25 protein-coding genes, 1 tRNA gene and 1 pseudogene are annotated in these 26,627 nt (G+C 64.5%); 14 read left to right on the forward strand and 13 right to left on the reverse strand.

The annotated features are described in order from the left end of the window. Positions 1-6: 6 nt before the first annotated feature. Positions 7-2,262, forward strand: a complete 2,256-nt coding sequence (locus tag E4L98_RS21735) for a putative bifunctional diguanylate cyclase/phosphodiesterase (RefSeq protein ID WP_135203635.1) — start codon at positions 7-9, stop codon at positions 2,260-2,262. A 9-nt stretch (positions 2,263-2,271) separates the two neighbouring features. Beyond that, positions 2,272-3,858: a tetratricopeptide repeat protein gene (locus tag E4L98_RS21740; protein WP_135203636.1), complete on the forward strand. Its 1,587-nt coding sequence runs from the start codon at positions 2,272-2,274 to the stop codon at positions 3,856-3,858. A 16-nt stretch (positions 3,859-3,874) separates the two neighbouring features. Here the strand turns inward: E4L98_RS21740 and E4L98_RS21745 are convergent, their stop codons facing one another. Together E4L98_RS21745 and E4L98_RS21750 are read right to left on the reverse strand one after the other, a co-directional pair. Then, on the reverse strand, positions 3,875-4,402 hold the full coding sequence (locus E4L98_RS21745) for a DUF4865 family protein (RefSeq protein WP_135203637.1): 528 nt from the start codon (positions 4,400-4,402) through the stop codon (positions 3,875-3,877). Next, complete coding sequence (locus E4L98_RS21750) at positions 4,399-4,788, reverse strand: tautomerase family protein (RefSeq protein WP_307722138.1); 390 nt, start codon at positions 4,786-4,788, stop codon at positions 4,399-4,401. The genes E4L98_RS21745 and E4L98_RS21750 overlap by 4 nt, the downstream gene beginning before the upstream one ends. A gap of 106 nt (positions 4,789-4,894) precedes the next feature. Here E4L98_RS21750 and E4L98_RS21755 point away from each other — a divergent pair, with 106 nt between their 5' ends. Continuing rightward, on the forward strand, positions 4,895-5,776 hold the full coding sequence (locus E4L98_RS21755) for a LysR substrate-binding domain-containing protein (protein WP_135203639.1): 882 nt from the start codon (positions 4,895-4,897) through the stop codon (positions 5,774-5,776). Here E4L98_RS21755 and E4L98_RS21760 read toward each other — a convergent pair. Then, positions 5,766-7,010, reverse strand: a complete 1,245-nt coding sequence (locus E4L98_RS21760; RefSeq protein WP_135203640.1) for a M28 family peptidase — start codon at positions 7,008-7,010, stop codon at positions 5,766-5,768. The genes E4L98_RS21755 and E4L98_RS21760 overlap by 11 nt on opposite strands. A 196-nt stretch (positions 7,011-7,206) precedes the next feature. Between E4L98_RS21760 and E4L98_RS21765 the strand changes: the two genes are divergently transcribed. Then, positions 7,207-8,640: a sulfatase-like hydrolase/transferase gene (locus tag E4L98_RS21765; RefSeq protein ID WP_167761410.1), complete on the forward strand. Its 1,434-nt coding sequence runs from the start codon at positions 7,207-7,209 to the stop codon at positions 8,638-8,640. A 20-nt stretch (positions 8,641-8,660) separates the two neighbouring features. Here the strand turns inward: E4L98_RS21765 and E4L98_RS21770 are convergent, their stop codons facing one another. Then, positions 8,661-9,062, reverse strand: coding sequence for a hypothetical protein (locus tag E4L98_RS21770; RefSeq protein WP_135203642.1), 402 nt, complete (start codon positions 9,060-9,062; stop codon positions 8,661-8,663). Positions 9,063-9,142: 80 nt separating this feature from the next. Further along, complete coding sequence (locus E4L98_RS21775; protein ID WP_135203643.1) at positions 9,143-10,288, reverse strand: M35 family metallo-endopeptidase; 1,146 nt, start codon at positions 10,286-10,288, stop codon at positions 9,143-9,145. 187 nt (positions 10,289-10,475) lie between these two features. Between E4L98_RS21775 and E4L98_RS21780 the strand changes: the two genes are divergently transcribed. Then, a tRNA-Gly gene (locus E4L98_RS21780) sits at positions 10,476-10,549 on the forward strand. A 37-nt stretch (positions 10,550-10,586) separates the two neighbouring features. On the opposite strand, the pseudogene E4L98_RS30830 reads toward E4L98_RS21780, so the two are convergent. The 3 genes and pseudogenes from E4L98_RS30830 to E4L98_RS21795 all read right to left on the reverse strand — a co-directional run. Then, a pseudogene (locus E4L98_RS30830) lies at positions 10,587-10,820 on the reverse strand (type II toxin-antitoxin system RelE/ParE family toxin); the annotation flags it as partial. Further along, positions 10,808-11,047, reverse strand: coding sequence for a CopG family ribbon-helix-helix protein (locus E4L98_RS31405; protein WP_503826144.1), 240 nt, complete (start codon positions 11,045-11,047; stop codon positions 10,808-10,810). The pseudogene E4L98_RS30830 and the gene E4L98_RS31405, both read right to left, overlap by 13 nt. 101 nt (positions 11,048-11,148) lie before the next feature. Then, entirely contained in the window at positions 11,149-11,595 is a 447-nt protein-coding gene (locus tag E4L98_RS21795) for a MarR family winged helix-turn-helix transcriptional regulator (protein ID WP_229257504.1), read from the reverse strand. Between the two features lie 146 nt (positions 11,596-11,741). Between E4L98_RS21795 and E4L98_RS21800 the strand changes: the two genes are divergently transcribed. Both E4L98_RS21800 and E4L98_RS21805 read left to right on the forward strand, forming a co-directional pair. Beyond that, positions 11,742-12,152, forward strand: coding sequence for an organic hydroperoxide resistance protein (locus tag E4L98_RS21800; RefSeq protein WP_135203645.1), 411 nt, complete (start codon positions 11,742-11,744; stop codon positions 12,150-12,152). Between the two features lie 21 nt (positions 12,153-12,173). After that, positions 12,174-12,551, forward strand: a complete 378-nt coding sequence (locus tag E4L98_RS21805) for a GFA family protein (RefSeq protein ID WP_135203646.1) — start codon at positions 12,174-12,176, stop codon at positions 12,549-12,551. Between the two features lie 87 nt (positions 12,552-12,638). Here the strand turns inward: E4L98_RS21805 and E4L98_RS21810 are convergent, their stop codons facing one another. Further along, positions 12,639-13,547 (reverse strand): hypothetical protein, encoded by a 909-nt coding sequence (locus E4L98_RS21810; protein WP_135203647.1) that lies wholly within the window; start codon positions 13,545-13,547, stop codon positions 12,639-12,641. Between the two features lie 120 nt (positions 13,548-13,667). Here E4L98_RS21810 and E4L98_RS21815 point away from each other — a divergent pair, with 120 nt between their 5' ends. Continuing rightward, positions 13,668-14,810 (forward strand): MFS transporter, encoded by a 1,143-nt coding sequence (locus tag E4L98_RS21815; RefSeq protein WP_135203648.1) that lies wholly within the window; start codon positions 13,668-13,670, stop codon positions 14,808-14,810. Here the strand turns inward: E4L98_RS21815 and E4L98_RS21820 are convergent. Next, a complete protein-coding gene (locus E4L98_RS21820) occupies positions 14,807-16,381 on the reverse strand; it encodes a tryptophan halogenase family protein (RefSeq protein WP_135203649.1) in 1,575 nt (524 codons plus the stop codon). The two genes, E4L98_RS21815 and E4L98_RS21820, sit on opposite strands and share 4 nt — an antisense overlap. A gap of 285 nt (positions 16,382-16,666) precedes the next feature. On the opposite strand from E4L98_RS21820, the gene E4L98_RS21825 reads away from it, so the two are divergent. The 5 genes from E4L98_RS21825 to E4L98_RS21845 all read left to right on the forward strand — a co-directional run bounded on the left by E4L98_RS21825 (position 16,667) and on the right by E4L98_RS21845 (position 22,421). Then, positions 16,667-19,066 carry a TonB-dependent receptor gene (locus E4L98_RS21825; RefSeq protein WP_229257505.1) on the forward strand — a complete coding sequence of 800 codons (2,400 nt, stop codon included), beginning with the start codon at positions 16,667-16,669 and terminating at the stop codon, positions 19,064-19,066. A 137-nt stretch (positions 19,067-19,203) separates the two neighbouring features. After that, positions 19,204-20,127 (forward strand): alpha/beta hydrolase, encoded by a 924-nt coding sequence (locus tag E4L98_RS21830; protein ID WP_135203651.1) that lies wholly within the window; start codon positions 19,204-19,206, stop codon positions 20,125-20,127. Between the two features lie 48 nt (positions 20,128-20,175). Next, a complete protein-coding gene (locus E4L98_RS21835) occupies positions 20,176-20,988 on the forward strand; it encodes a substrate-binding periplasmic protein (protein WP_135203652.1) in 813 nt (270 codons plus the stop codon). After that, entirely contained in the window at positions 20,985-22,112 is a 1,128-nt protein-coding gene (gene torT / locus E4L98_RS21840) for a TMAO reductase system periplasmic protein TorT (RefSeq protein ID WP_135203653.1), read from the forward strand. The genes E4L98_RS21835 and torT overlap by 4 nt, the downstream gene beginning before the upstream one ends. 72 nt (positions 22,113-22,184) lie before the next feature. After that, entirely contained in the window at positions 22,185-22,421 is a 237-nt protein-coding gene (locus tag E4L98_RS21845) for a hypothetical protein (RefSeq protein ID WP_135203654.1), read from the forward strand. Positions 22,422-22,440: 19 nt separating this feature from the next. Here the strand turns inward: E4L98_RS21845 and E4L98_RS21850 are convergent, their stop codons facing one another. Both E4L98_RS21850 and E4L98_RS21855 read right to left on the reverse strand, forming a co-directional pair. Beyond that, positions 22,441-23,814, reverse strand: a complete 1,374-nt coding sequence (locus E4L98_RS21850; RefSeq protein ID WP_205746803.1) for an MFS transporter — start codon at positions 23,812-23,814, stop codon at positions 22,441-22,443. Positions 23,815-23,923: 109 nt separating this feature from the next. Then, entirely contained in the window at positions 23,924-25,264 is a 1,341-nt protein-coding gene (locus E4L98_RS21855) for a GH1 family beta-glucosidase (protein ID WP_135203655.1), read from the reverse strand. A gap of 221 nt (positions 25,265-25,485) precedes the next feature. Between E4L98_RS21855 and trmB the strand changes: the two genes are divergently transcribed. Continuing rightward, positions 25,486-26,166, forward strand: coding sequence for a tRNA (guanosine(46)-N7)-methyltransferase TrmB (gene trmB, locus E4L98_RS21860; protein ID WP_135203678.1), 681 nt, complete (start codon positions 25,486-25,488; stop codon positions 26,164-26,166). Positions 26,167-26,181: 15 nt separating this feature from the next. On the opposite strand, the gene E4L98_RS21865 is transcribed toward trmB, so the two are convergent. Beyond that, positions 26,182-26,625: a hypothetical protein gene (locus E4L98_RS21865; protein WP_229257506.1), complete on the reverse strand. Its 444-nt coding sequence runs from the start codon at positions 26,623-26,625 to the stop codon at positions 26,182-26,184. Positions 26,626-26,627 lie beyond the last annotated feature (2 nt).

The following is a 26,627-nucleotide window of genomic DNA, read 5'->3' on the forward strand; positions in this document are numbered from 1 at the left end:
GCCATCATGAACTTCAACCCTGTCGACCTCGCCCCCGTCGCCCCCCTGCCAACTGAAAACTGCCCCCGGTTGCTGCTCGTCGACGACGAGCCGCGTCTGCTGTCGTCGCTGTATGAACTGCTGCGCGACCGCGATTACCATCTGGTCACCGCCACCTGCGGCAGCGAGGCGCTGGCCCAGCTGACCAAGCTGAAATTCGACCTGATCCTGCTCGACCTGCGCCTGCCCGACATGAGCGGCCACGAGATCATGGACTGGATCAACGCGCGCGAGATCGACGGCGACGTGATCGTGATGAGCGGCGACGTCGGTATCGAGGCGGCGATCGGCGCGCTGAAGCGCGGCGCCTACGATTACCTGCGCAAGCCGTACAGCCGCGAGGAGCTGCTGAAGACGGTGGAGAACGCGCTGCAGAAACGCCGCCTGGCGATCGACAACGAGCGCATCGCCACCAAGCTGGAAAATTCGGAGAAGATGTACCGCTACCTGGTCGACTCGTCGCCGGACATCATCTACACCCTGAACCACGAAGGCAAGTTCACCTTCATCAATGACCGCGTGCAGCAGCTGCTGGGCTTCAGCCGCGAGGAACTGATCGGCAAGCACTACTCGGTGCTGGTGCACGACGAGGACCAGGAGCGCGCGCGCTATGCGTTCAACGAACGTCGCGTCGACGAACGTGCCTCGCGCAATGTCGAGCTGCGGCTGAAGTGCAATACCGGCGCCGCGGTCGACCGCACCTTCAACAACACGCTGATGACGATCTCGCTGAACGCGATGGGCATGCACATCCCGGATCACGAGGTGAAGACGCGCGAATTCTTCGGCACCTATGGCGTGGCGCGCGACATCACCGACCGCAAGCGCGCCGAGGAAGTGATCTCGTATCAGGCCTATCACGACATCCTGACCGATCTGCCCAACCGCATGCTGTTCAAGGATCGACTCGGCCTGGCCGTGATCCAGGCCAAGCGCAAGCTGACGGAACTGGCGGTGATGTTCGTCGACCTGGACCGCTTCAAGCTGGTGAATGACACCCTGGGTCACGTCAAGGGCGACGAGCTGCTGCAGCAGGTGGCGCAGCGCCTCAAGGATTGCCTGCGCCGCGGCGATACGCTGGCGCGCCAGGGCGGCGACGAATTCACCATCGTGCTGCCGGAACTGCGCGACCGCCAGGATGCCAAGGCCATCGCCGAGAAATTTCTCGAGAGCCTGCAGCGTCCCTTCGACCTCGATGGGCACGAGGTGCACATCTCGGCCTCGATCGGCATCGCGATTTACCCCGGCGACGGCGAGACCATCGACGAACTGCTGCGCCATGCCGACATCGCCATGTACCAGGTCAAGGCGCTGGGCAAGAATGGCCACAGCTTCTATCACGACTCCATGCTGGACGTGTCGCACCAGAAGATCGCGCTGGAACAGAGCCTGCGCAAGGCGCTGGAATTCAACGAGCTGGAAATGTACTACCAGCCGCAGGTGGATGTGAGCACCGGCCGCATCATCGGCGCCGAGGGACTGATGCGCTGGAACCATCCGCAGCGCGGGTTGCTGTCGGCCGGCGAGTTCCTGCCGTTCGCCGAAGAGAATGGTTTGATGCTGCCGATCTCCGACTGGATGCTGGGCGCGCTGTGCCGCGACCTGGTGCAGTGGAACATGGCCGGCGGCGAAACCATCCGCCTGTCGCTGAACCTGTCGCCGCAATACCTGGACCGCGGCGATTTCTTCGAGAAGATGCGCGGGGCGCTGACGCGCTATGGCATCTCGCCGGCGCAGATCGAAGTCGAAATCACCGAGAACATCGCGATCCGCAATCCGCAGTATGCGATCGAGCAGCTGAACAAATTGTGCCAGCTGGGCGTCTCTGTGGCGATCGACGATTTCGGCACCGGCTATTCCTCGCTGGCGTATCTGCACCGCTTCCCGATCCACACCATCAAGATCGACCAGTCCTTCGTCAAGGAGATCCACGACGAGAACGGCCACTATCCGGTGATCCTGGCGATCATCTCCATCGCGCGCGGCCTGGGCCTGCACCTGGTGGCGGAAGGCGTGGAGACCGAAATCCAGGAACGCTACCTGCAGGCCAACGGCTGCACCACCATGCAGGGCTATCACTACCATCGCCCGATCTCGCTGGCCAGCTTCATGGACGTGCTGCAGGAGCAGAACCGGCTGTCGGCGCCTGCCGTGACCATGCTGCACCCGGTCCCCAACAACAACGCAGAACACCAGCCGGCGATGATCGCCATCCAGGCCTGATAAACGAGCATGACGAAATACAGTCCCAACGAATCCGACACGGACAACGGCGGCACTTACACTGCCGAGTTTTTGCGCGTGAAGGGACTGGCCGAGCGCGGCGTCGCCAACGCCCAGCACAGCCTGGGCTTCATGTACTTCAATGGGCAGGGCGTGGCGCAGAGCTACGAACTGGCGGTGGTCTGGTATCGCCAGGCGGCGCAGGCGGGCCTGGAGCACGCGCAGTACAACCTGGGCGTGATGTACCAGAAGGGCCAGGGCGTCGAACAGAATTTCGAGGAAGCGGCGGCCTGGTACCGGCAGGCGGCGGAGCAGGGCTACGCGGCCGCGCAGTACAACCTGGGGTGGCTGTATGCGAAAGGGCAGGGTGTGCCCAACGACACCCAGCAGGCCATGCACTGGTTCAGCAAGGCGGCCGAGCAGGGCGACGCCGGCGCGCAGAACAACCTCGGCATGATGTACGACACCGGCAAGGGCGTGCCGCAGGACTTCAAGCAGGCCATCTTCTGGTACCGCAAGGCGGCGGAGCAGGGCTATGCGCGCGCGCAGTTCAACATCGGCCTGCGTTACGACAACGGCCAGGGCGTGCCGAAAGACGTGGGCCAGGCCATGTCCTGGTATCGCAAGGCGGCCGACCAGGGTTACGCACCGGCGCAATTCAACCTCGCGCTGCGCTTCGACAAGGGCGACGGCATCGCCCAGGACAGCCAGAAAGCCATCCTCTGGTACCGCCGCGCGGCGGAGCAGGATCACGCCAGTTCGCAGTTCAACCTCGGCCTGATCTACGACAACGGCCAGGGCGTACCGCGCGACGAACAGAAGGCGCTGGACTGGTACCGTAAGGCGGCCGAGCAGGGCCACGCCGGCGCCCAGAACACCCTGGGTCTGCGCTACTACCATGGCCAGGGTGTCGACCAGGACTACGAACAGGCGCACGCGTGGTACCGCAAGGCGGCGGAACAGGGCTTCCCCGGCGCGCAATACCATCTGGGGCAGCTGTACGATGCCGGTCACGGCGTCATGCCGGACCATCAGGAAGCGATATTCTGGTACCGCAAGGCGGCCGACCAGGGCCACCTGCGCGCCCAGTTCGACCTGGGCCTGCGCTACGAAACGGGGCGCGGCGTGCCGCAGGACTACCGCAAGGCCATGAGCTGGTACCGGCGCGCGGCCGACCAGGACTACGCCGCGGCGCAATACAGCCTCGGCCTGCTGTTCGACAACGACGACGGCCCGCAGCCGGACGTCATGCAGGCTGCGCACTGGTATGGCAAGGCGGCGGAACTGGGTCACACGCAAGCCCAGTTCGCGCTGGGCCTCCGTTACGACAACGGCCAGGGCGTATTGCGCGACTACGAGCAGGCGCACCACTGGTATCTGCAGGCGGCCTCGCAAGGCCACGTGCGTGCGCAATTCAACCTGGGCCTGATGTACCTGACCGGGCAAGGCGTGCACAAAGACCCGGGCCAAGCCTGGATGTGGCTGTCGATGGCCGACCGCGCCGGCTATGCCGCCGCCGCGCGCTACCTGAAGAACGCCGCCAGCCGCATGGACCCCAACCAGCTGGCCCTCGCCCGCGAACGCCTACCCGTCTAAGGCTCTGACCCCGAATCTAGGAAACGTGGCCGACCAGGTAGTGGCGTTCTTCTGGTGCGGCTGGCTGCTCCTTGCGCCACAGGCAGAAGCGGGTGATGCTCCAGGTCACCGGTTCGAAGCCGATCACCACCGCCAACGCACCGCGTGCCAGCGCCAGCTGCGCGTACGCCTCTTCCTGCACACGCCGTTCGGCCAACGTGCTGTAGGGGACGATGGCCGCGCTGCTGTGCGTGGCATGCCGCGCTTGCCGTACGTCCGCGCCGACCGTCGCGTGCCACGGCGTCCAGGTCTGCACGGCGGGCCAGCCGAACGCGCGGGCCACGCCCGCAAACGCCGGGCTGTTGAGGAAGCCGTGCATGGCTTCCTCGTCGCGCCAGAGGTAGAACGGGGCGTAGCTCTTGTCCGGCTGTTCGCCGTGCAGGTAGGCCTTGAACGCCAGACCCGGCAAACCATCCAGCTGCGGTCCGCGTGTGGCGATGCGCTCGCGGATGATCGCCATGTCGTAGTCGGCCGGCAGCACGAAGCGGTATTGCATCGCGATCATGCTGCCCCCAGCAGCGATACCGCCGGCCGCCCGCCGCCGAACGACCAGTCGTCGCCTTGCGCGCTGGTGATCACCACCATCACGTCTTCCGGCGCGATGCCGGGCGCTGCCGCCAGCAGCGCCGCCAGGTGGCGGTAGAAGGCTTGCTTGACTTCGGTCGTCCGCGGCTTGCCGGTGGTGATGGCGATCAGCACGAAGTCGTCCGAGCGTGGGCCGCCTTCGTAGTGGCGGTCGAAGATCAGTTCGTTCGGCTCGTGCTGGTGGATCAGCTGGAAGCGGTCGTTTTTCGGCACCTTGAACGCTTCCTCCATGGCCCGCTGCAAACTGTCGGCCAGCGCGCGCAGGTATTCCGGCGACTTCCCCTTCAACAAAGAGATACGGCTCATCGGCATGATCATTCCTCCTGAAGATTGACATGACCAGCATAGCGGCCTATCTTGATCCTGAAAATCAGGAATATTTTGATCTATCATTCAGAAAAACAGGATGGTCATGCGGCGGATTACCTTTGATCTCGACGTGCTGCGCAGTTTCGTCACCGGTGTCGACATGGGCAGCTTCGCCAAGGCGGCCGACCGGCTGGGCCGTTCCACCTCGGCCGTCAGCGCGCAGCTGAAGAAGCTGGAGGATCAACTCGGCACACCGGTGCTGCGCAAGGAGGGCCGCGGCATGGTGCCGACGTCCGCCGGCGAATCGCTGCTCGGCTATGCGCGCCGGCTGCTGGAGCTGAACGATGAAGCGGTCAACGCGGTGCGCGGCGCCGAATTGGCGGGCAGCGTGCGGCTGGGGATGCAGGAGGACTTCGGCGAGCATTTGCTGACCGAGGTGCTGGGCAGCTTCACGCGCGTGCATCCGAAGCTGCGCATCGAGGCGCGCAACGCCCGTAACAGCGAGTTGATGGCGCAGATGCGCGCCGGCACGCTGGATCTCGCGCTGGCCTGGGACGGCGGCGTGACGACGCCGCATATGCTGGACGTCGGCCGCCTGCCGCTGCACTGGATCGCCTGCGCCGACGAAACGCGGCTGGCGCTGGCGGACGGCGAGCCGTTGCCGCTGGTGATGATGGATGCGCCCTGCATCATGCGCAGCGCCGCCATCCGCGCGCTCGACCAGGCGGGTATCCCGTGGCGCATCGCCTTCAGCAGCCCGGGACTGGCGGGCGTGTGGGCGGCGGTGGCGGCGGGGCTGGGCGTGACGGTGCGTTCCATCGTGGGCATGCCGCCATCCCTGCGCACGCTCGATGCGGCAAGCCTGCCTCGGCTGGGTGAGATCGGCCTGCGCCTGCACCGCGCCCAGGCCGACTTGAATGCGCCCGCGCAGCGCCTGCACGACATCGTGCTGGAGGCGCTGCAGGCGAGATTGATTACTTCCTGATACGCACCCCTGCCAGCTGCGCCACACCGGCCAGCGTGGTCTGGGCCGCGTTCAGGCCAAGCAGGAAGTCCTTGTCCGAATAGTTGGCATACAGGTCGGTGGGCTGGTGCCAGTTCGGATTCCAGCCGGCGCCGATCTGCTGTCCGCGCTCGTTCTCGCGCATCGAGATCGATGGCACCAGGTCCATGAACGGCGTCGAGTCGGTGTTCGTCATGTGGAAGCCGACGGCGGCCGGGTAGTTGCTCGCGTACTTGTCGTTGGCGCTGCGGAAGGCCCAGGCCAGCTTGGCCGAACCTTCGGCCTGTTTCGACACCGCCTGGTATTCGATATTCACGTCGGCTTCGCGGCGCTGCTCCGGCGGCGACACGTAGACCGGCTGGCCTTTGTCATCCAGTACCGGCTTGCCGCTGGCGTCCAGCTTTGGAATGGGCATGCCATGGTCGTACATCATCATGTCGTGCTGGATCATGCCCAGCCACTTCGGTTCCGGATATTTGCCCGAACCCTTGGGGTTTTCGATGCCCTGCAAATCCTTGCGCTGCTCGACGTAGGCGGCGGCGCCATTCAGGCCGGTCTCCTCGTTGTTCCACAGGATGAAGCGGATCGAGCGGTCGGTCTCCACGCCGGGCATGCTGAAGATGCGCGCCAACTCCATCACCAGCGCGGTGCCGGAGCCGTCGTCATTGGCCGCTTCGCCGAAGCCGATGCCGTCCATGTGCGCGCTGACGATGTACATCTCTTCCGGGTGCTTGCTGCCCACCTTGGTGCAGTAGACGTTCTCGCGTTGCGAGGTGCCGACCGGCGTCTGTTCGGCATTCAGCGCGCGCAGGCGCTCGTCGGGCTGTTTCATCGGATCGGTGTTGACGCCGGTCGGAATGCGGTTGCCGAACAGCGTGCTGCCGCCCTGGCCAGCAGGACCGCCGGCGCCGCCGCTGGGCAGGCCCGCCGCGCGCTTCTTCGCCGGCTCGCCGGGAGCAGGCTGGGTGTACATGTATTGCAGACGCTCGGTATTGGTGCAGCCATAGGATTTGAGCTGCGCCTCGATCCAGTCCAGCGCCTGGCGGTTGCGCTGTGTGCCTTGCCGACGGTCGCCGAATGTGGTCAGGCCCTTGATGGTGGCCTTGTATTTTTCCAGCTCCAGCTGTTTGACCAGCGTGGAGATGGGATCATCCTGGGCCGACGCCAGTGGTGTGGCGAATGCCAGTGCAACGCTCAGAGCTACAACTGCTTTCATGGTCCATCCTTTTATTGTCGTGGAAGAGGCCCGGACATTCTGCATCAGTCGGGGCGTGACGTAAATCCATGTAAGCGCCGCACAACACTAGGATACAAAACGGGCACTCGGCGCAACGTTACAGACAACTACAGCCGGGAAGATGGAGACATTGTCCACACCACTCCATTCCCAGAAAATGACTGGAACCCGTCTGTTGCGCAGCAGTTTGTATCTGCTCGCCATCTTCCTGTTCTGCTTTAGCTACTGGATCCACCGATCATTCGGCAAACCGGACCTGTCGCAGATCGTCTATCACATGAACTTCGGCATGGAACTGGCCAGTTCCGTGGACCCCGGCATCACCTGGCGCTTCTTCCGCTGGTGTGTGCTGGCCCCGGTGATCTGCATGACGCTGCTGACCTATGCCGGGCCGCGCGTGCGCCGAGGCATCGTGACGGCGCCTGAACGTCTGCGCGTGGTACTGGCTCGGGTGCACCGCTGGCTGCCGTCGCTGTTGGTTTTAAGCGCCACCACGTTCTGGATGTGCGACGTCTCCGCGTTTAAATATGTAACAGCAGATTTCGGCCCCGATTATTTCGGCGCCAACTACGTGGCGCCGGCGACGGTGGCGATGGCGGCGCAGAAGCCCAAGAACCTGGTCCTGATTTACATCGAGAGCCTGGAGCAGGGCTACGCCAACAAAGCCGCCTTCGGCCACGATCTGCTGGCGCCCTTGAACGCGCTGCCGGGCACCAGCTTCCCATCCTATGAACAGGTGCCGGGCACCGGCTGGACCATCGCCGCGCTGGTGGCGACGCAGTGCGGCGTGCCGCTGGAACGCGTCACCATCTTCGATGGGAACACGCAGGGGCAGGTGATCAACTCCTTCCTGAAGAATGCCGTCTGCCTGACCGACCTGCTGGCGGCGCGCGGCTACCGCAATGTGTTCATGGGCGGCGCGGCGACCAGCTTCGCGGGCAAGGACAAATTCCTCAGTCAGCATCATTATCACGAAGTCTACGGCCGCGAAGAATGGTTGAAGAGCGGCGTGCAGGCCAGCGACATGAACGGCTGGGGGCTGTACGACGCGGACCTGTTCAGCCGCGCCAGAACCAAGCTGCGCGAGCTGTCGGCGTCGAAGCAGAAATTCAATCTGACCCTGCTGACGGTGGACACGCACGAACCGGAGGGGCATCTGTCGGACAGCTGCGCGCGGCGCGGCTTTGCCGGGTTTGACGGCGTGATCTCGTGCACGGCGGCGGAGGTGGCGGATTTCGTGCGCTACGCGCGGGAGAACGGCTATCTGGAGGACACCAACATCGTCATCCTCGGCGACCATTTGTCGCGCAAGAATCCGCTGACGGCGCAGCTGGAGCAGTTGCCGGCGCGGACCATCTACAACCGCTTCATCTCCGGCGACAGGCCGCTGCCCAATCGCGGCCAGCTGCTGCACTTCGACCTGATGCCGACCATCCTGGAATTCGCCGGCTACACGGTGCAGGGCGGACGCATGGGCTTGGGCTACAGCGGCTTCAATCAGCACGATCTGGCGCCACCTGAAAAACGTATGGCGGAAATGGATCAGAACCTGCTGAACCGATCCGACCTGTACATGGCGCTGTGGGAGGACCAGGAGGCCGATCACTGAGTGAGGCGGCTGCGTCCTCTTTACTCCGGCAGGCGGATGCGCGGTTGGCCCGAGATCGGATCGATGTCGGATGCCGGCTGCGTGGCTGGCGCATGGCGGTCGAGGACACGCCGTGCCGCCGGATCGACCTCGAACTGCTCGCCGCGCTCATTTTCGATCAGCAGCCGGTCGCCTTGCACACGCAAGGAGCGGAACCAGACATCCTGCACATCGCCTTCCAGATCGGGGCGGCGTGCATTGGCGTAGACCTTCAGGCGCCACAACTCCCGATTGGACGCGTCATACGCGGCCAGAATGCCGCCGACCTGGCCGTCCGTGTCCTGGTTACCCGCGACCTGGGCGTAGCGCACGCCGGCGATGAATACCGGCGCGACGCGCGGGGCTGGCGCGCGGCTGGCGCCTGGTTGAGTATGGTGCGTCATGGCGACTTCCTTTTCACTGTTGTTGCAGCTTGCGCACGCGGCAGCGACGATCAGTGCCGCGGTAATGGCCACGCCACGGCTCATTGGGTGACCAGCTTGCGTTCGACGGCCTGCGTCGGGGTCCAGCCGGTGTCGGCATACAGTTTGCTGCCCAGTGCGGCTATACGATCGCCGTCGCCGAGCGCGCCGGCGGCGTCTGCGCAGAAGAAGGCCCAGCTGTCCGCATTGTTCTGGCATTGTGCCATGGTGAGCGTACGCACCGCGGCATAACCGGGCTGCAGCGCGACGCGCGCGTTATTGACGCGGCGGAACACATCCGATTCGCGCGGCAACAGCCCCTGCCAACTGTAGCTGTGGTCGTCCGTCTGGCAATAATTGTGGGTCAGCTCGTGCACCAGGATGCGCGCCCAGTTGGTCGCGCCGGTCAGCGTGTTGCCGTTGCCCCAGAAGCCAGGCTCGACCCACACCGCGTGCACGTCGTTGTGGGTGAAGGTATAGGCCTCGCTATGTTCCCAGCTGCTGCCCGAGCCACGCTGGGCCGGATCGTCGAGGATGATCAGGTCTCCCACTTTGAGGCCGATGGCGATCTTCAGCAGGCCGCGCCGCAGCGTCGGCGCGAAGGTGGCGATGGCGCCATCGACATCGGCGTGCGTGGCGGGGATGAACCAGCGCCGCAACAGCGCCTTGTGCGCCGGTCGTTGCGGATCGGCGGCGACGATCATCGCGCGTTCGACCCAGCGCAGCGCCATCATCACGGCGCCGTCGATGCGTTTTTTTTGCTCGTCGGTGTAGATCTCGGTGGTGGCGTTGAGCACCTGATCGACCAGCGCGTCCGAGGCGTCCGCATACTGGATGGGATGCGCGGTCAGCGCGGAGGGCGAGGACAATATCCACAGCTTGCGCTCACCGCCCACTTCGAAGAAGTACAGGTGCGCCAGCGTCTTGAGCAGCAGTGCGCGGCCGCGCGCGTTGTCGGATGGTTTGCTGATCAGGTTGCCTTCGGCTTTGGCAGCGGCACGAATCACCTTGGCGGGAGACTGGGCGCCTTCCAGCTTACGGCGGATATCGTAAGGAACCTTCCCATGCAGATAATTGAAGCCGTCGTTGCGCACCAGCTTGGGCAGCGCGTCGGCAATGCTTTTCCATTGGCTCGCATATTTGTCGGGCGTCTGCACCGCGTCGACGAGTCGTTTATGGATACCCAGATACGGTGTTGGATTGGCCATCGAGACACCTCCTGACAACTGTTCCTTGGTGGATGGATAGCATGCGCCTGCGGTGACAAAACGTCAACATGCTTATGATTTTCTGTCACTTTATCGGCACGGGCGGGAGGGTGTTGGAGGCCGCTCGCATCGGCAACCGCCGACCAGGTTGTCAACAGTGGTGAAACCCGCATAAAATGCGTGGCGTGCGGGTGTAGTTCAATGGTAGAACGGCAGCTTCCCAAGCTTCATACGAGGGTTCGATTCCCTTCACCCGCTCCATTTCAATAGCCTGCCTCTTTTTGATGTCGCCGCCGTCGTAGCGGTAGAGTGCAACATAGCCGCTGCCACCAAATTCGATGGTGAGCTCCCGATACGCCGCCTCCATTTCCTCGACTGGCCGGCCGATCTCCGGCTGCTGTTCGAGCAACTGAATGCCCTTCTTAATTGCTGTTGCCGCACGTTTGGCTGCGGTCGGATTTTTCGTACGTAAGAAATCCCGCAATCGTTGAATATCACGTAAGGCAGTTGGGGATAATTTTACTTGTGGCATTCGGGGGCTGACAGCTCATTGTCATCCCCCCAAGAGTCTAGCCAGGTCGCTACCTCTGCTGCATCTACATGCAAGCCGGTATTCTGGTAGTCGGTCCAAGCTTCCAGCGCGTCCTTTCGGTAGGATTCGCGCTTGTCCTCTCGGTCCAGATATTGTGTCAGCGCTTCCTGCATCACGCCTTGGGGGGGGGCTGTTACGCCGCTCCGCCAAGCGTTCGACGCGGTCATTTATGGCCGCGTCGATTGCAAGCGCGATAGATTTCTTGCTTGCGCCTGGCATGATGATGGCTCGGTAAGAATAGGTTGTTCTTACCTTACCATATTTCCCGTCAGCCCTTGCCGGGCACCGTCTTCAGCAGGTTATCGCGCAACTGGGCGACGGATTTTTGCAGGACGGGGAATTCCTCCTTGGTCAGGCCGGTGGCGTCGCGCAGGCTCATGTGCAGGGCGCTTTCGCGCAGGGCACGGCCGGCGTCGGTCAGGCCGACACGCACCTGGCGCTCGTCGGCAGCGTCGCGCGCGCGGTGCACGTAGCCCATGGCTTCCAGCTTCTTCAGGATCGGCGTCAGGGTGTTGGATTCGAGGAACAGCTTCTCGCCCAGGCCGCTGACGGTCTGGTTGTCTTCTTCCCACAGCGCGATTATGGTGACGTACTGGGTGTAGGTCAGGCCCAGCTTGTCCAGGATCGGTTTGTATGCCTTGCCGAACGCCAGATTGGCCGAATACACGGCAAAGCAGAGGAAGTCGGACAGGCGCGGGGTTTCGGGTTTGCTCATGATGGATACCTCCATTGATAGATGCGTCCATTATACATCGGATGCGATTAGATCGAAAAAGCTTGACATCAAAAAATTTCGGCGTAATATACATCGCATGCGCTGCAATCGTATGCGTAACAAATCAATCCCAGAGGAGCAAGACCATGAGCAAAGTACTGTACACCGGCAAAACCCACACCACCGGCGGCCGTGAAGGCGCCGCCCGCAGCGACGATGGCCGTCTGGATATCAAGCTGAGCTCGCCAGGCAGCAGCGCCGCCGGCACCAATCCCGAGCAGCTGTTCGCGGCCGGCTGGTCGGCCTGCTTCATGGGCGCGATGGGCCTGACCGCCGCCAAGCTGAAAGTGAAGCTGCCGGCCGACACTGCCGTCGATGCCGAAGTCGATTTGCTGAACAGCGAAGAAAAAGGCTATTTCCTGGCCGCGCGCCTGAACGTCAGCGTGCCCGGCGTGGACCGCGCCACCGCCCAGGCGCTGGTCGATGGCGCTCACCAGGCCTGCCCATACTCGAAACTGTCGCGCGGCAATATGGACGTGACCATCAATCTGATCTGAGCTGAAAAGGGAGAGCGCACCATGTCCAACGATCTGCATCACGGCTCCTGCCACTGCGGCGCGGTCCAGTTCGAAGTACGCGCCGCGCTGACGCCGGCCGCCCGCTGCAACTGCAGCCTGTGCCGTCGCAAGGGCGCGCTGATGTCGCCGCTGTTCCCGGCGTCGTCGCTGAAGATCGTGCGGGGCGAGGATGCGCTCACCCTGTATCAGTTCAACACCAGGGTGGCCAAGCATTACTTCTGCAAGCACTGCGGGATTTATCCCTTCCACCAGACGCGCAAGGACCCGCTGCTGTGGCGCGTGAATATCGGTTGTCTGGATGGGGTGGACCCGTATGCGTTCGAGGCCGGCGTCAATGATGGCGCCAGCCTCTCCACGGTGATACTCGATGACGCGTGATCAGCGTATCAGCGCGATCAGGATGATGATGGGGATCGGCACGCCGAGCAGCCACAGTAAGATAGAGCGCATGTTGTTCTCCTTGTTTTAAATGAGCTGGCGCGCGATCAGCACGCGCGCATGGTCGCGGTTACGGCCGCCGATGATGGCGGTGATGGCCGCTATGAAAGCACCCAGCAGCAGGGCGACGAACATCCACAGTGCCGAGTGGGCGGCAGCCTTGCGCGCCTCCTCGGCAGCGGCGGCGGCGCGGGCCTTGACGTCGGCCGCGGCCTGCGTCGCCTGCGCATAAATCAGGTCGATGCGGTGTTCGGCGTCGGCCTGGCTCATGCCGGTGCGCTTGGCGATCAGCTGGGCCAGATAGGTGCGGTCTTCGCCGCTGATCTTGCCGGCCGCCAGATCGGTCAGCAGGATGCGGTTGACTTCCATGCGCTGGGCGTCGGTGGCCGCTTCGCCGTCGGGCGAACGCAGGATCATATCGGCAAAGTAGGTGTTGCCGCGGCCATTGCCGGCCGAAGCGGCACCGGCGCCCATAGCCGCACCGGCGGTGGCGGCCACCGGAGCGACTGCCGCGCCGGTGTCGATGGCGCCGCTCATGACGGCGCGCACGCCGCCGGCCAGCAGGGCCACGGTGGCCAGCGTGGCCACGGCCCAGGTCAGCAGGCCGTGGGCGGTGTCGCGGAAGTAGACTTCATCGGTGTGGATGCTGGCCCACTTGATGCGCAGGCGGCCGGCCATGTAACCGCCGATGCCGGCCGCGGCCAGTTGCGTGAAGGCGATCCAGACCACGCTGGCCGTGCCCATGGGCTTGTCGTTGTACTGGTACGGCGAGACCGACGACAGCCCTAGCCCGACGCCGAGAATCAGCAGGATGAAGGACAGCGCCGCCGCCGCGGCGGCGCCGGCGAAGATGGCGCCCCAGGAGACGCCGGAGGCGTTGCCGTCCCCGGCTTCGACCACGGCGGGAGTGCCGACGTTCAGAGGTTGTGTTTGCATGATGGCTCCTTTTAGTTATTGGACTTCATCATGCGTCGCCACGCGTCCGCAGTATGTTCGTGCTCGAACATAACTGAAGGATTGTCTATACTGTGGCGCTTATCCATCAAAGGCATCCTCATGAATATCGTCGGTCCCAAGCAGCGGTTGTCCACGCGTCTCGCCTTTCTCGCCTCCGGACTGGCCATGTCGGCGTGGGCGCCGCTGGTGCCGTTCGCCAAGCAGCGGCTGTCGCTGGGCGAGGCCGAACTGGGCTTGCTGCTGCTGTGCCTTGGCGCCGGGTCACTGCTGGCGATGCCGGTCACCGGCCTGCTGACGGCGCGCTACGGCTGCCGCAGCGTGATCCTGATCTCCGGCGCGTTGACGGCGCTGATCCTGCCCGGCCTGGCGTTTGCGCCGACGCCGCCGGCGCTGGCCGTCACCTTGCTGGCGTTCGGCGCGGCCATGGGCACGCTGGATGTGTCGATGAATGTGCAGGCGGTGATCGTCGAACGCGAAAGCGGCGGCGCGCTGATGTCCGGCTTCCACGGCCTGTTCAGCGTCGGCGGCTTTATCGGCGCGGGACTGATGGCGCTGATGCTGTGGGCCGGTCTGTCGCCGCTGGCGTCGGCCGGCGGCATCGCGGTGCTGGTGGCGGCGTGCCTGGTGTTCTGCGCGCCCGATCTGCTGGCGGAACCGGATGTGCAGAAGGGCGGCGGGCCACTGTTCGTGATGCTGCACGGCGCGGTGATCTTCATCGGCGTGCTGTGCTTCCTGTGCTTCCTGGCCGAAGGCGCGATCCTCGACTGGAGCGCGCTGCTGCTGACGGCGGAGCAGGGGCTGGACACCAGCCGCGCGGGCCTCGGTTACGCGGCGTTCGCGATTGCGATGACGGTCGGACGCCTGACCGGCGACCGGGTGGTGCGCAAGCTGGGCGGCAAGCGCGTGCTGTTGCTGGGCGGCTTGTGCGGCGCCTGCGGTTTCTTCGGCGCGGTGCTGGCGCCATCGGCGCCGCTGGCGCTGCTGGGCTTTGTGCTGATCGGCCTGGGCGCGTCCAACATCGTGCCGATCCTGTTCACGGCGGCCGGCAACCAGCACGCCATGCCAGCCAGCCTGGCGATTGCGGCCGTCACCACGCTGGGCTACGCGGGCATCCTGGCCGGGCCGGCGATGATCGGCTTCGTCGCGCATGCGGTCAGCCTGAACCTGGCCTTCGCCGGCCTCGGCTGCGCGATGCTGGTGATCGCGGCCAGCGCCCGGCTGGGCGCTGGCCGCAGGGCTTAGGCGCTCTTGCGCTGCCCGCGCTGCGCCAGGTGTTCGACCATGGCGCGGTGCGGCGGCAGGTCGGCCAGCGCGCGCTGCGACATCTGCGCGATCATGGCGAATTCCTTGCGGGCCTCCTCCATGCGCGGCAGCGTGCGCGCGTTGGCATACAGGTCGGTCGGATACTCCATCCCGTACAGCACATACTGCCAGCTCGACGGCGGGTACATCTCGTAATCCACCACGAAGTCCATGCGGTGCGGCGCGCGATGGCGCCACATGGCCAGCTTGTCTTGCAGCGTCTGCGGGATCGAGGCCGGATCGGTGTTGTCGGTCCAGAAGCGGCTGTCCTTGCGCTGCGTCAGGCAGTAGTGCAGCTTGACGAAATCGACGATGCGCTCGTAGCGCGCCTTCATCATCTCGTTGTAGGTGCGCGCCACCGGTTCCATGTCGCCGTCGTGCGGGAACAGGTAGCTGATCAGGTAGGCCGCCGTTTCGATCAGGCCGATGCCGGACGATTCCAGCGGCTCCAGGAAACCGCCCGACAAGCCGACCGCCACGCAGTTCTTCACCCAGTGCACATCGCGGTAGCCGACGTTCAGCTTGAGCTGGCGCGGATGCAGATCCTTGCTGGCCGGTCCGATGTAGTTGCGCAGCACCTGCTCGGCGCGCGCGTCGTCGGTATGGCGGCTCGAATACACGTAGCCGATGCCGCGCCGCTGGTGCAGGCCGATGTCCCAGGTCCATCCCGCCTCGTGCGCGGTGGAGATGGTGTAGGAGGGGATGGGCGCGTCCGGACGCTCGTACGGCACCTGCATGGCCAGCGCGCGGTCGACGAACAGCACGTCGTTGATGTTGCGGAAGGAGGTGCCCAGCGCCTCGCCGATCAGCGCCGCGCGGAAGCCGGTGCAGTCGATGTACAGCTCGGCCGTGAGCGCGCCCGCTTCCCTGGTGTGGACGGCGCCGATCGCGCCCCGGTCGTCCAGTTCCACCCGCTCCACCGTCGCCAGCACGTGCTGCACGCCCAGCGATTTCGCGTGGGTGGCCAGCAGGGTGGCGAACTTGCCCGCGTCGAAGTGATAGGCGTAGTTCAGCGGCCCCATGAAATCGGCGTCGCTCGGACGCTTGGGCGCGTGCGCCGCGTCGGCCACGCGCTTCTGCATGGTCGCCGCCGCCGCGAAGCCGACGCCGGCCGGCGCGCCGCCCTGCAGCCAGTACGGCAGCAGTTCCGGACCGCCGGGCCGCTGGCTCGGCAGGCTGAAGGGATGGAAGTAATGGTCGGCGCCCGGCATGCCCGGCTCGCGCACCCAGTGCTGGAAGTGGATGCCCTGCTTGAAGGTGGCGTCGCATTCGCGGATGAAGCGCGCCTCGTCGATGCCGATGGTGGCCAGCGTGCCGCGGATCGACGGGAAGGTGCCTTCGCCGACGCCGATGATGCCGATTTCCTTCGACTCCACCAACGTGATGCGCACCGCGTTTTCATCGGCGCCGGTGCCCAGTTGCCTGGCCAAAAACGCCGCCGTCAGCCAGCCGGCGGTGCCGCCGCCGACGATCAGCACATTTCTGACGCCCTGTTTTGGTAACGTTTTCATCCCGCCCTGTCTCCTATGAAAGCAGGGCTATCCCTTACGGACGATGCCGAAGTTACAACTCTGCTACAAATTTTAAATTGACATCCTCAATATGAATTATGTACCATGAAATCGATTTCACAAATACAGAAAACGATTTCAAGTAAACTGAAAACGTTTTCACATAACTTGAAATCGTTTTCCACGATAATCCGTAGCACCGCCCCTCCCCCTCGGCGTTCGCTACGCACAAGGAGACTTATGAACGTACCGCACTCCGGGAAGCGCTTGCTGTCCCCAATCCAAATGGCCATCCTCGCCCTGGTGGCCGGCACCAATGTAGCCTACGCAACCGAAGCGGCCGACGCCCAGGCCGGCGCCGCCGAACAAGCCCAGGCCCAGGCCCAGGCCCCTGCCGCCGACAGCGGCAAGATGACCGAGGTGTATGTCACCGCTACCAAGCGTTCGACCTCGCTGCAGAAAACCCCGGTCGCCGTGACCGCGCTGAACTCGGCCGCGCTGGACGACAACCATGTGCAGACCCTGCAGGACGTGGTCAACCTGGTGCCCGGCTTCGCCGCCACCTCGCAGGGCGACCACGGCGTCACCACCCTGACCCTGCGCGGCATCGGCAACGACTCCGCCAAGACCGAATACGCCGACCCGGAAGTGGCTTCCTTCGTGGACGGCATCTATTCGCCGCGTCCGGAAGGCGCGACCGCGCTGCTGTTCGACCTGGAAGCGATCGAAGTCCTGCGCGGCCCGCAAGGCACGCTGTGGGGCCGTAACTCGTCGGTCGGCGCCGTCAACATGCAGACCGTGAAGCCTGAAATCGGCAGCAACGCCGGCAACTTCGAGCTGGGCTACGGCAACTACAACCGTCTGGGCGCACGCGGCGCCTTCAACATCCCGATCAACGACACCATGGCGATGCGCGTCTCGGTGGTGCACGAGCAGCACGACGGCTATGTCGATTACCAGGCCGCGCCGAACGTCTCGCTGGCCGCGCAGCACGCCGCCGCCGATCCGGAAATCGCCAAGTGGAACGCCGCCCATCCGGGCAACCCGATCGCCTTCCAGCCGATCAACACCAACCTGTTCGTGCGCAACGGCGCCAAGTACAACGCCCAGGACCAGAGCGCGGCGCGCGTGAGCTTCCTGTGGCAGCCGTCGACCCAGCTGAAGTGGAACGTCTCGTTCGAGCACTATATCGACCGCGGCACCCCGAACATGAACCTGCTGCAGGTCGCGCGTCCCGGCGAAGACTTCTGGTCGACGCTGGCCGACACCGCGCCATACATCCACCGCGACGCCAACTCGTTCCGCAGCCGCCTGGACTACCAGATCAACAACGACGTGGCGCTGGCCTACATCGCCGGCTACTCGCACTTCACCGGCTCGTCGACCTTCGACCAGGACGGCGGCACCGTGGTGCCGACCAGCTTCCTGACCGGCGGCAGCCACCAGGAAGACAACACCGTCTGGTCCAAGTACAAGAACTACAGCCACGAACTGGAAATCCAGTCGACCGGCAAGCGTGACGTCGACTGGCTGCTGGGCCTGTACTACGCCAACGAAGACAACGGCATCCGCTTCGACATCCCGATCATGAACGGCACCCAGCAGGGCACCGTCGGCTGGCAGGGTTCGTTCGTGCAACCGAAGGAGACCGTGGATTCGAGCGCCGTGTTCGGCCAGGCCACCTGGAACGTCAGCGAATCGCTGCACCTGACCGGCGGCCTGCGCTACACCTCTGACAAGCGCAGCAACATCGGCGGCACCAACAACCAGTACACCAACCCGGACCTGCCGCAGCTGCCGATCAGCCCGAGCATCGATCCGCTGAACCCGGCGTCGGGCTTCGTCACCTACCAGCGTAACGACGGCGAGTTCAAGGACCACAAGCTGACCGGCCTGGTGCGCGTCAACTACGACATCGACAAGAACAACATGGTCTATGCCAGCGTATCGACCGGCTACAAGTCGGGCGGCCTGCAGGATGGCGGCCAGCCTTACGGCTCCGAGACCCTGACCAACTATGAAGTCGGTTCCAAGTCGACGTTCCTGGGCGGCGCGCTGCGCATGAACAACGCGGCTTACTTCGAGAAGTTCAAGGACTTCCAGTTCAGCGCCCCGGTCACCTATCCGGACGGTTCGCGCGGCCTGGCCACCTCGAACGCCGAAGGCGCCAACATCTGGGGTATCGAAACCGAGATCGCCGCCAAGCTGACCAAAGTGGACCGTGTGCAGCTGACCGCCGCCTACACCCACGCCACGCTGAAGCACCTGATCGGCGGTTCGAACGACTACCAGCTGCCGGCTTGCCCGGTACCTGGCATCAGCACCTGCCTGGACGTGACCGGCAACACCATGCCGCACTCGCCGAAATTCAGCGCGCAGCTGATGTACCAGCACACCTTCCACCTGGCGGACGGCACGCTGATTCCGCGTATCAGCACCCACTACGAAACCGCCAGCTGGCTGAGCGTGTTCAACCTGGGTGATCAGGATCGTCAGAAAGCGTACAACCGTACCGACCTGGGTCTGCGTTACGACGCCAACTCGAAGTGGTACTTCGACGCCTTCGTCCGCAACGTCGAAGACGGCAAGGTCAAGACCAGCGCCATGAACTCGTTCAACGGCGTATGGCAGGCGCAGTATTTGCCGCCGCGTACCTTCGGCATCAACGTCGGCCGCTCGTTCTAAGGTTTTTCATGTAGTCCAGTGTTGTCTGTGGTCTTACCCACCCCTCGCGCCTCACCGGCCGAGGGGTTTTTTTTCGGGGACAGACCACGATTTTGAAATATTTCAAAATCGTGGTCTGTCCCCTTTATAATTTGGCGATGCCCGCCCTGAGTCTTCTCCTCGCCGCCGCAGTCGCCACCGCCGCCTGCGTCGAGCCGCCCGCCGATCCGACCAATACTTACGATGCGCCGCATACTTTCGATAAGCTGGTGCGCGACTATCCCTTTATCCAGATCGCCAGCGCCGCGCTGCCGGAAGGTGTGCGCAAGTTGCCGGACCAGGTCTATGCGCAGTACGGCAGCCGCTGCCTGATGCTGGACGCCTATCTACCGGCCGGCGAGCAACTGCCGGTGGTGGTGTTGGTGCACGGCGGCGGCTGGAAGTCCGGCTACCGTTCGGAATTCGTGCCGATGGCGCTGCGCCTGGCGCTGCAGGGGTACGCCGCAGTGACCATCAGTTATCGGCTGTCCGGCGAGGCGCCTTATCCGGCGGCGGTGCGGGACGCGCAGGCGGCAGTGCGCTGGGTGCGCGCGCATGCGGCGCAGTTGCACATCGATCCGCGGCGCATCGCCCTGGCCGGCGGTTCGGCCGGCGGCCAGATCGCCGCGCTGGCCGGCGTAACTGGCGGCGATGGCGCCGAGGTGCAGGCCATCGTCAACATCGATGGCCTGTCCGATTTCACGACCGAACTGGCGCTCAAGTACGAAAACGATCCGAAGAAAAATCCCTCCTCGGCCGGCGCCTGGTTCGGCGGCCGCTACGAGGACAAGGGCGAACTGTGGCGCGCGGCGTCGCCGATACGCCACGTCCACGCCGGCATGCCGCCGATCCTGTTCATCGGCAGCGGGCAGCCGCGCTTCTCCGCCGGGCGCGAGGAGATGATGGCGCAGATGGCGCGACTGGGCGTCGCCAGCGACCAGCTGGTGCTGGACGGCACCCCGCATTCCTTCTGGCTGTTCGACCCGTGGCTGCAGCCCACCACCGACGCCACTGTGGCGTTCCTGCATCGATACCTGCACTAGGCCATGCTAGTATAAAGTTTGATTTCTGACCGATCCGGAAGCCCGACAATGCGCAACAAGATTTCCCTGCTGCTGGCCTTGACCCTGGCTGCATCTGCGCCGCGGCAGGCCGCCGCGGCCGAGCGCGTGGCGGTGGGCGCGTCCTTCAGCCACATCTTCGAACAGGGTGCCGATGGCCAATGGCAGGGCCTGGGCGTGGATGTGCTGCGCGCGCTGGCGACGCGCGCCGGCGACACCATTCACTTCAAGCTGTATCCCTGGCCGCGCGCGCAGGCCATGGTGGAGCGGGCGCAGGCCGATATTCTGGTCGGCCCCTACAAATCGCCGGAGCGCCTGCAGCGCTTCGATTTCATCGATCTGCCGTTCTACCGCGACCGCATGATCTTTTACGCGCGCCGTGACGACAACATCGCGTGGCGTGGCGACCTGGCGGCGCTGAAGGGCCGGCGCCTGGTGGCGGTGCGCGGCTGGCACTATGGCGCGCAGTTCGACCAGGCGCGCGCGCAGCTTGACGTCAGCGAGGTGCCGATGCTGGAAAACGGCTTGCAGATGTTGTCCCTGGGGCGCGTCGATCTGCTGGCGACCAATCAGCGCAACACCACACGGCTGGTCGACAACCTGCATCTGAACGACACGCTGACGGCGCTGTGTCCGGACATCGCGCAGCTGGACGGTTACATGGCCTTCCCGCGCGACGCCCGCTATAGCGCCGTGCGCGCGCGGTACAACGTCCTGTTCGGCGAGATGGTGCGCTCCGGCGAACTGGCGCGGCTGGGTGCGCGCAACGGCGTGCTGGTGCCGGATGGCGGCGCGCGTCCCGTCGCCTGCGGCCAGCCGGAACGCGGCAGGGGCATGCGATGAACCGGATCCTGCTGACACTGGCCATGCTGGCGACCGGCGCTGCGCAGGCCGTGCCGCCGGCGCCGCCCAAGTTTGCGCCGATCGCGGTAACCTCGATATTCCGTCCGCTGCAGGCCAACGGCACGGCCGATGATGCGCTGGCCAGCGGCCGGCTTACGCAGGGCAGCTTTGCGCCGGCGGCCCACGCCAGCAAGCGCTGGCGCATCGCCTTCCTGTTCCCGCACATGAAAGATCCGTATTGGGCCGGCTGCGCCTATGGCGTGATCAGCGAGGCGCGGCGGCTGGGCGTGGTGGCCGACATTCTGCCGGCCACCGGCTACGACGACCTGCATGGGCAGCTGAAGCGCATGGATGATGCCATCGCCGCCCGCTACGATGCGATCGTGGTGTCGCCGATCAGCATGACGGCCAATAACCCGTCCATCGCCAAGGCGCGCGCGGCCGGCATCACGGTGCTGGAGCTGGCCAACGACAGCCGCAGCGACGATCTGCATCTGAAGGTCACCACCTCGCTGCGTGGCATGGGTATGGAAGCGATGCGCTGGGCCATCCGCGACGCCCGCCAGCGCGGGCTGAAATCGATCAACGTCGCGCTGCTGCCCGGCCCCATGGGCGCCGGCTGGGTCAAGGGCGAGGTGGACGGCACGCGCATCGCTGCGCAGGAGGCGCCGATCGAAGTCAACGTCCTCGACATCCGCTACGGCGACAGCGAGCGCGGCCTGCAAGCCCAGCTGGCCGGGCGCATCCTGAACCGGCACGGCAAGCGGCTCGACTACATTCTCGGCTGCACCAGCTGCGCGCCGGCCGCGCTGGGACCGATCAAAGCGGCCGGATTGGGCGAGCGGATACGCGTGGTGGCCTATGACCTGACGGACGAGATCGCCCACCTGATCCGTAACCGTGAAATCTATGCGGCGGCGGACACGCGCGCGGTGAGCCAGGCGCGGGTGGCGATCAACGCCGCCGTCAACCTGCTGGAGGGACGGGCCAAGGAACAGCCGCACACCATCCTGGTCAAACTGGGCATGGTGGACCAGCAGAACTATGCCAGCTACCCGTTCGACAGCTCGATTGCTCCAGAGAACTACAAGGCGCAACTGGCTTACGATCCGGGCAAAGAGTGAGCTAGCGTACGTCCATTCGGGCCCATCTTGCGTTACTCTAGCAGTCAGCACGCACAGTCAGAGGAGTACGTCATGATACCGGAACACGACAGACGCCAGGCCAGGCCGCCCACGTCGGACACGGCCGGCTGGCATTCGTACGATTTCATCGTGCGCCAGGCGCTGCAGGTGCAGCGCGACATCGGCACGCCGGGCGCGGTGGAGTTGCTGCAGAACATGGGTCTCAATCCGCAAGTCATCGCCCGCGTCCTGTCGCCCGAGCGGCGCGTGCGCGAGGAAGACCTGCGCTCCCTGGCCGGCGAAGCCTGAGTCGGCTCTGACCCCGATCTCAGTCCTTGTGGTGGAACGGGGCGAACCAGGTCACCAGGAAGGAGGGGATGGTAGCCGCCATCACCAGCCAGAAGTAGTGCACATAGCCCAGCGCCTGCTGCAGGTGGCCGCTGACCACGCCCGTCACCATCATGCACAGGCCCATCAGGCCGGTGCCGAAGGCGTAGTGGGTGGTGCTGTACTTGCCCGGCGCCAGCTGCTGCATCAGGTAAATCATGAAGCCCACCGAACCGAAGCCGAAGAAGAATTTCTCCACCGCTACGCCGGCGCAGATCACGATCAGGCTGCCCGGCTGGTAGATGCTCATCAGCAGGAAGGTGACGTTGGGGATGTTCACCGCGCAGCACAGGATGAACAGGGTTTGCTGCAGGCCGCGGCGCGCGACGAAGATGCCGCCCAGCAGCGAGCCCAGCAGCACGGCGATCAGGCCGTAGGTGCCGTAGATCAGGCCCAGCATTTCATTCGACAGCCCCAGGCCGCCCTGGCTGACCGGGTCGACCATGAAGAACGGACCGATCTTTTCCAGCAGGCCGATGCTGAGGCGGAACACGAACGCGAAGCCCACCATCAGCCACACATCGCGCTTCTGGAAGAAGGTGACGAAGGAATCCTTGAGGATGAAGGCGGCGTCGCCGATCGACTTGGGCGCGTTCTCGGCCCTGGCGCCTTCCGGCATCACGCGCGCGTGCCACAGCGCGGTGACGATGGTGATCGCCGCCACGATGAAGAAGATGATGCGCCAGGAATCGATCCACTCCGGGCCGAACACGCCGGCCTGGTGGTGGAAGTAATGGGTGTGCAGCCAGCCGCTCAGGTACACCATGCCGCCCGAGGCGACGATGGGGCCGATATTCCAGCTCAGGCTCTGGATGCCGCAGAACAGCGATTGCGTCTTCGAGTCCAGCGCCGTCACGTACACGCCGTCCGAGGCGATGTCCTGGGTCGCACCCACCAGCGACAGCACGCCGAACAGGAACACCATGATCACCATGTAGTCGGGCAGCGACATGGCCAGCGCCACGGCGGCGAAGCCGGCGCCGACGATCAGCTGCGCGCACAGCACGAAGAATTTTTTGGTGCGGTACATTTCCACCAGCGGCGCGAACAGCGGCTTGATGGTGTAGGCCAGGATCAGGTAGCTGGCGTACTGCGCGGCCTGGCCGTTGTCCATCCCCAGGTTCTTGAACATGATGGAGGTGACGCTGGTCAGCATCATATAGGTCAGCGCCATGGCGAAGTAGCCGCTCGGCACCCACAGCATGGGCGTGCCGCGCGCAAACATGGCGCGCAACAGCGATGGCGATGGGGTGTCCGGCGAGACGGCCTGCGGCGGCTGCTCCTGCTTCTGCATGGCGGATGGTGCGGTGGTCATATTGTCGTCCTCGTGATTCTCGGGGGAGTGTAGCACCGGCTCTGCGGCAGGTTTTAAAACGGGCGCCGCCGGCTTTTCAGGGCCGGCGGCGGTACTGCTGTTGCGTTGCTCAGGCGGCGTGCGCGCTGCGTTGCGGACGCTGTTGGATCAGGTAGTCGCGGTACCAGTGGGCGCTGTGCTTGAGCGTGCGCTTCTGGGTGGCGTAATCGACATGGACGATGCCGAAGCGCTTGGCGTAGCCCGAGTTCCATTCGAAGTTGTCCAGCAGGCTCCACAGGAAGTAGCCCTGGATGTTCACGCCCTGCAGGCGGGCGTCGTTGAGCGCCTTCAGGTGGCGCTGCACGAAGTCGATGCGCGCTTCGTCGGGCACTTCGCCGTTGACGATGGTGTCCGCATTGGCCATGCCGTTCTCGGTGATGTAGATCGGCGGCAGTTCATAGTCGGCGTGCAGCTTGAGCAGCAGCTCGGTCAGACCGTCCGGGTAGATTTCCCAGCCCATGTCGGTTTTGCCCAGCTTGAATTCAGGCTGGCGCGGCGGGGTTTCGGTCGAGCAGAAGGCGCGGAAGTAGTAGTTCAGGCCCATGAAGTCGATCTTCTGGTGGATGATGGCCAGGTCGCCATCCTGCACCACCGGGGCGTTGTCGCCGTGCACCTTGAGCGCCAGCTCAGGATAATGGCCCTTGAAGATCGGGTCCATGAACCATTCGACCGAGCGCGAATACTCGAACGCGGCGGCGGCCTTGTCGGCTTCGCTGTCGGTGGCCGGATCGGCGGTCCACTGGTTCAGCACGATGCCCAGCTGGGCCGCGCTGCCGACCTTGCGCATGGCGCTCATCGCCAGGCCGTGCGACAGCAGCAGGTGGTGCGATACCTGGATCGACTGCTTCAGGTCGGCCACGCCCGGCGCGAACTGCGCGTTGCCGTAGCCGAGGTTGGCGGTGCACCATGGTTCATTGTGCGTTGCAATCGTTTTCACACGGTTGCCGAAGCGGCGCGCCACCTCCGCCGCGTAGTCGGCGAAGTGGTGGGCGGTGTCGCGGTTCAGCCAGCCGCCTTCATCCTGCAGGCCCTGCGGCAGGTCCCAGTGGTACAGGGTGATGTGGGCGGCGATGTTCTTGCTTTCCAGTTCCTTCAGCAGGCGGTCGTAGAAGTCCCAGCCAGCCTCGTTCCAGGCGCCCTTGCCCTGCGGCTGCACGCGCGCCCAGGCCATCGAGAAGCGGTACGCATCCACGCCCAGGCCGGCCATGATGGCCACGTCTTCCGGGTAGCGGTGGTAGTGGTCGCAGGCGACGTCGCCGTTGGTGCCGTCGATGACTTTGCCAGGGGTGTGGCTGAAGGTGTCCCAGATCGAAGGGCCCTTGCCGTCGGCGTTCGCGCCGCCTTCAATCTGGAAGGCACTGGTGGCGACGCCCCAGACGAACGAGGGCGGGAATTGCGTGAAATCGGTCATGTATTTATCGTTTTGTCAGAATTAACGGGTGCGGATGGGAGGACATTGCTACGTTTGAAAACGATTTCACGCCTCGTCGCATGATTAGACCTCAAGTGCCTGCGGGTGTCAATCGATTTGAAAAAAGCAAGGCCGGAGCCTGATATAATGCCGCCTCAATAAATTTCCTGACCGATTCCACCATGTCTTCCGATACGCCTAAAGACGCCCCAGCGCGGGGCATGCTGTACGACCCGACCGAACACCGCATCCGCAGTTTCGTGACCCGTGCCGGCCGCCTGTCGACGGCGCAGGCGCGCGCGCTGGAGGAACTGGGACCGCAGTTCCTGATCGAGTACGCCAAGGCGCCGCTGAATTACGAGGCGGTGTTCGGCCGCAAGGCGCCGGTGGTGCTGGAGATCGGCTTCGGCATGGGCGGCACCACGGCGCACATCGCCGGCGTGATGCCGGATAAGGACTTCATCGGCGTGGAAGTGCACACGCCCGGCGTGGGCAGCCTGTTGAAGCTGATCGGCGAGCAGAATCTGAGCAACCTGAAGGCGATCCAGCACGACGCGGTGGAAGTGCTGAACCACATGATCCCGGACGGCTCGCTGCACGGCGTACATATCTACTTCCCGGACCCGTGGCACAAGGCGCGCCACAACAAGCGCCGTCTGATCCAGGCGCCGTTCGTCCAGCATCTGGTGCAGAAGCTGGAGCAGGGCGGCTACATCCACCTGGCCACCGACTGGGAAGATTACGCGGTGCAGATGCTGGAAGTGCTGAGTGCCGAGGAAGGCCTGCAGAATACGGCGGAAGGTTACGCGCCGCAGCCGGCCTATCGTCCGCTGACCAAGTTCGAAAACCGCGGCATCAAGCTGGGTCACGGCGTGTGGGACCTGGTGTTCACCAAGAAGTAAGCTATTTGAAGTCAGCTATTTGATCAGCGCCGCGTTCAGGCGCTGCATCGTCTCATCGGGCGTCGCCAGCGTGCACCACAGGCGGCGTTCGGAGCCTTTGGGCTGGTCCTTGTATAGCACTGCCGAGAATTTGCCGTGGCGCTCGCGGCCTGGCAGATCGACCCAGGCCAGCATGCAGGCCGGCGCCTTGTTTTCCTTCAGCAGGACCAGCTGCTGCTTGGCCGGCGTGCCGCGCATGCCGTAGGCGATGCCGGCGGTCTTCAGCGCGGCTGTCACCTTGGCGATGGCTTCGCCCTGCGGCTTGCCGTGCTGCGTGTAGTGCTGTGGCGGGCGCTCGTTGTAGTGGATGATCAGTGGCGTGGCGGCGGCCGGGCCAGCCGCGATAAGCGCCAGCGCGGCCGCAAACCTGGCCCATCGGCAGCCTCGCCCCCTGTCATTCCCGCGAAGGCCGGAATCCATAG

It is taken from the genome of Duganella callida, from assembly GCF_004614165.1.
In the GTDB taxonomy this organism is placed as follows: domain Bacteria; phylum Pseudomonadota; class Gammaproteobacteria; order Burkholderiales; family Burkholderiaceae_D; genus Rugamonas; species Rugamonas callida.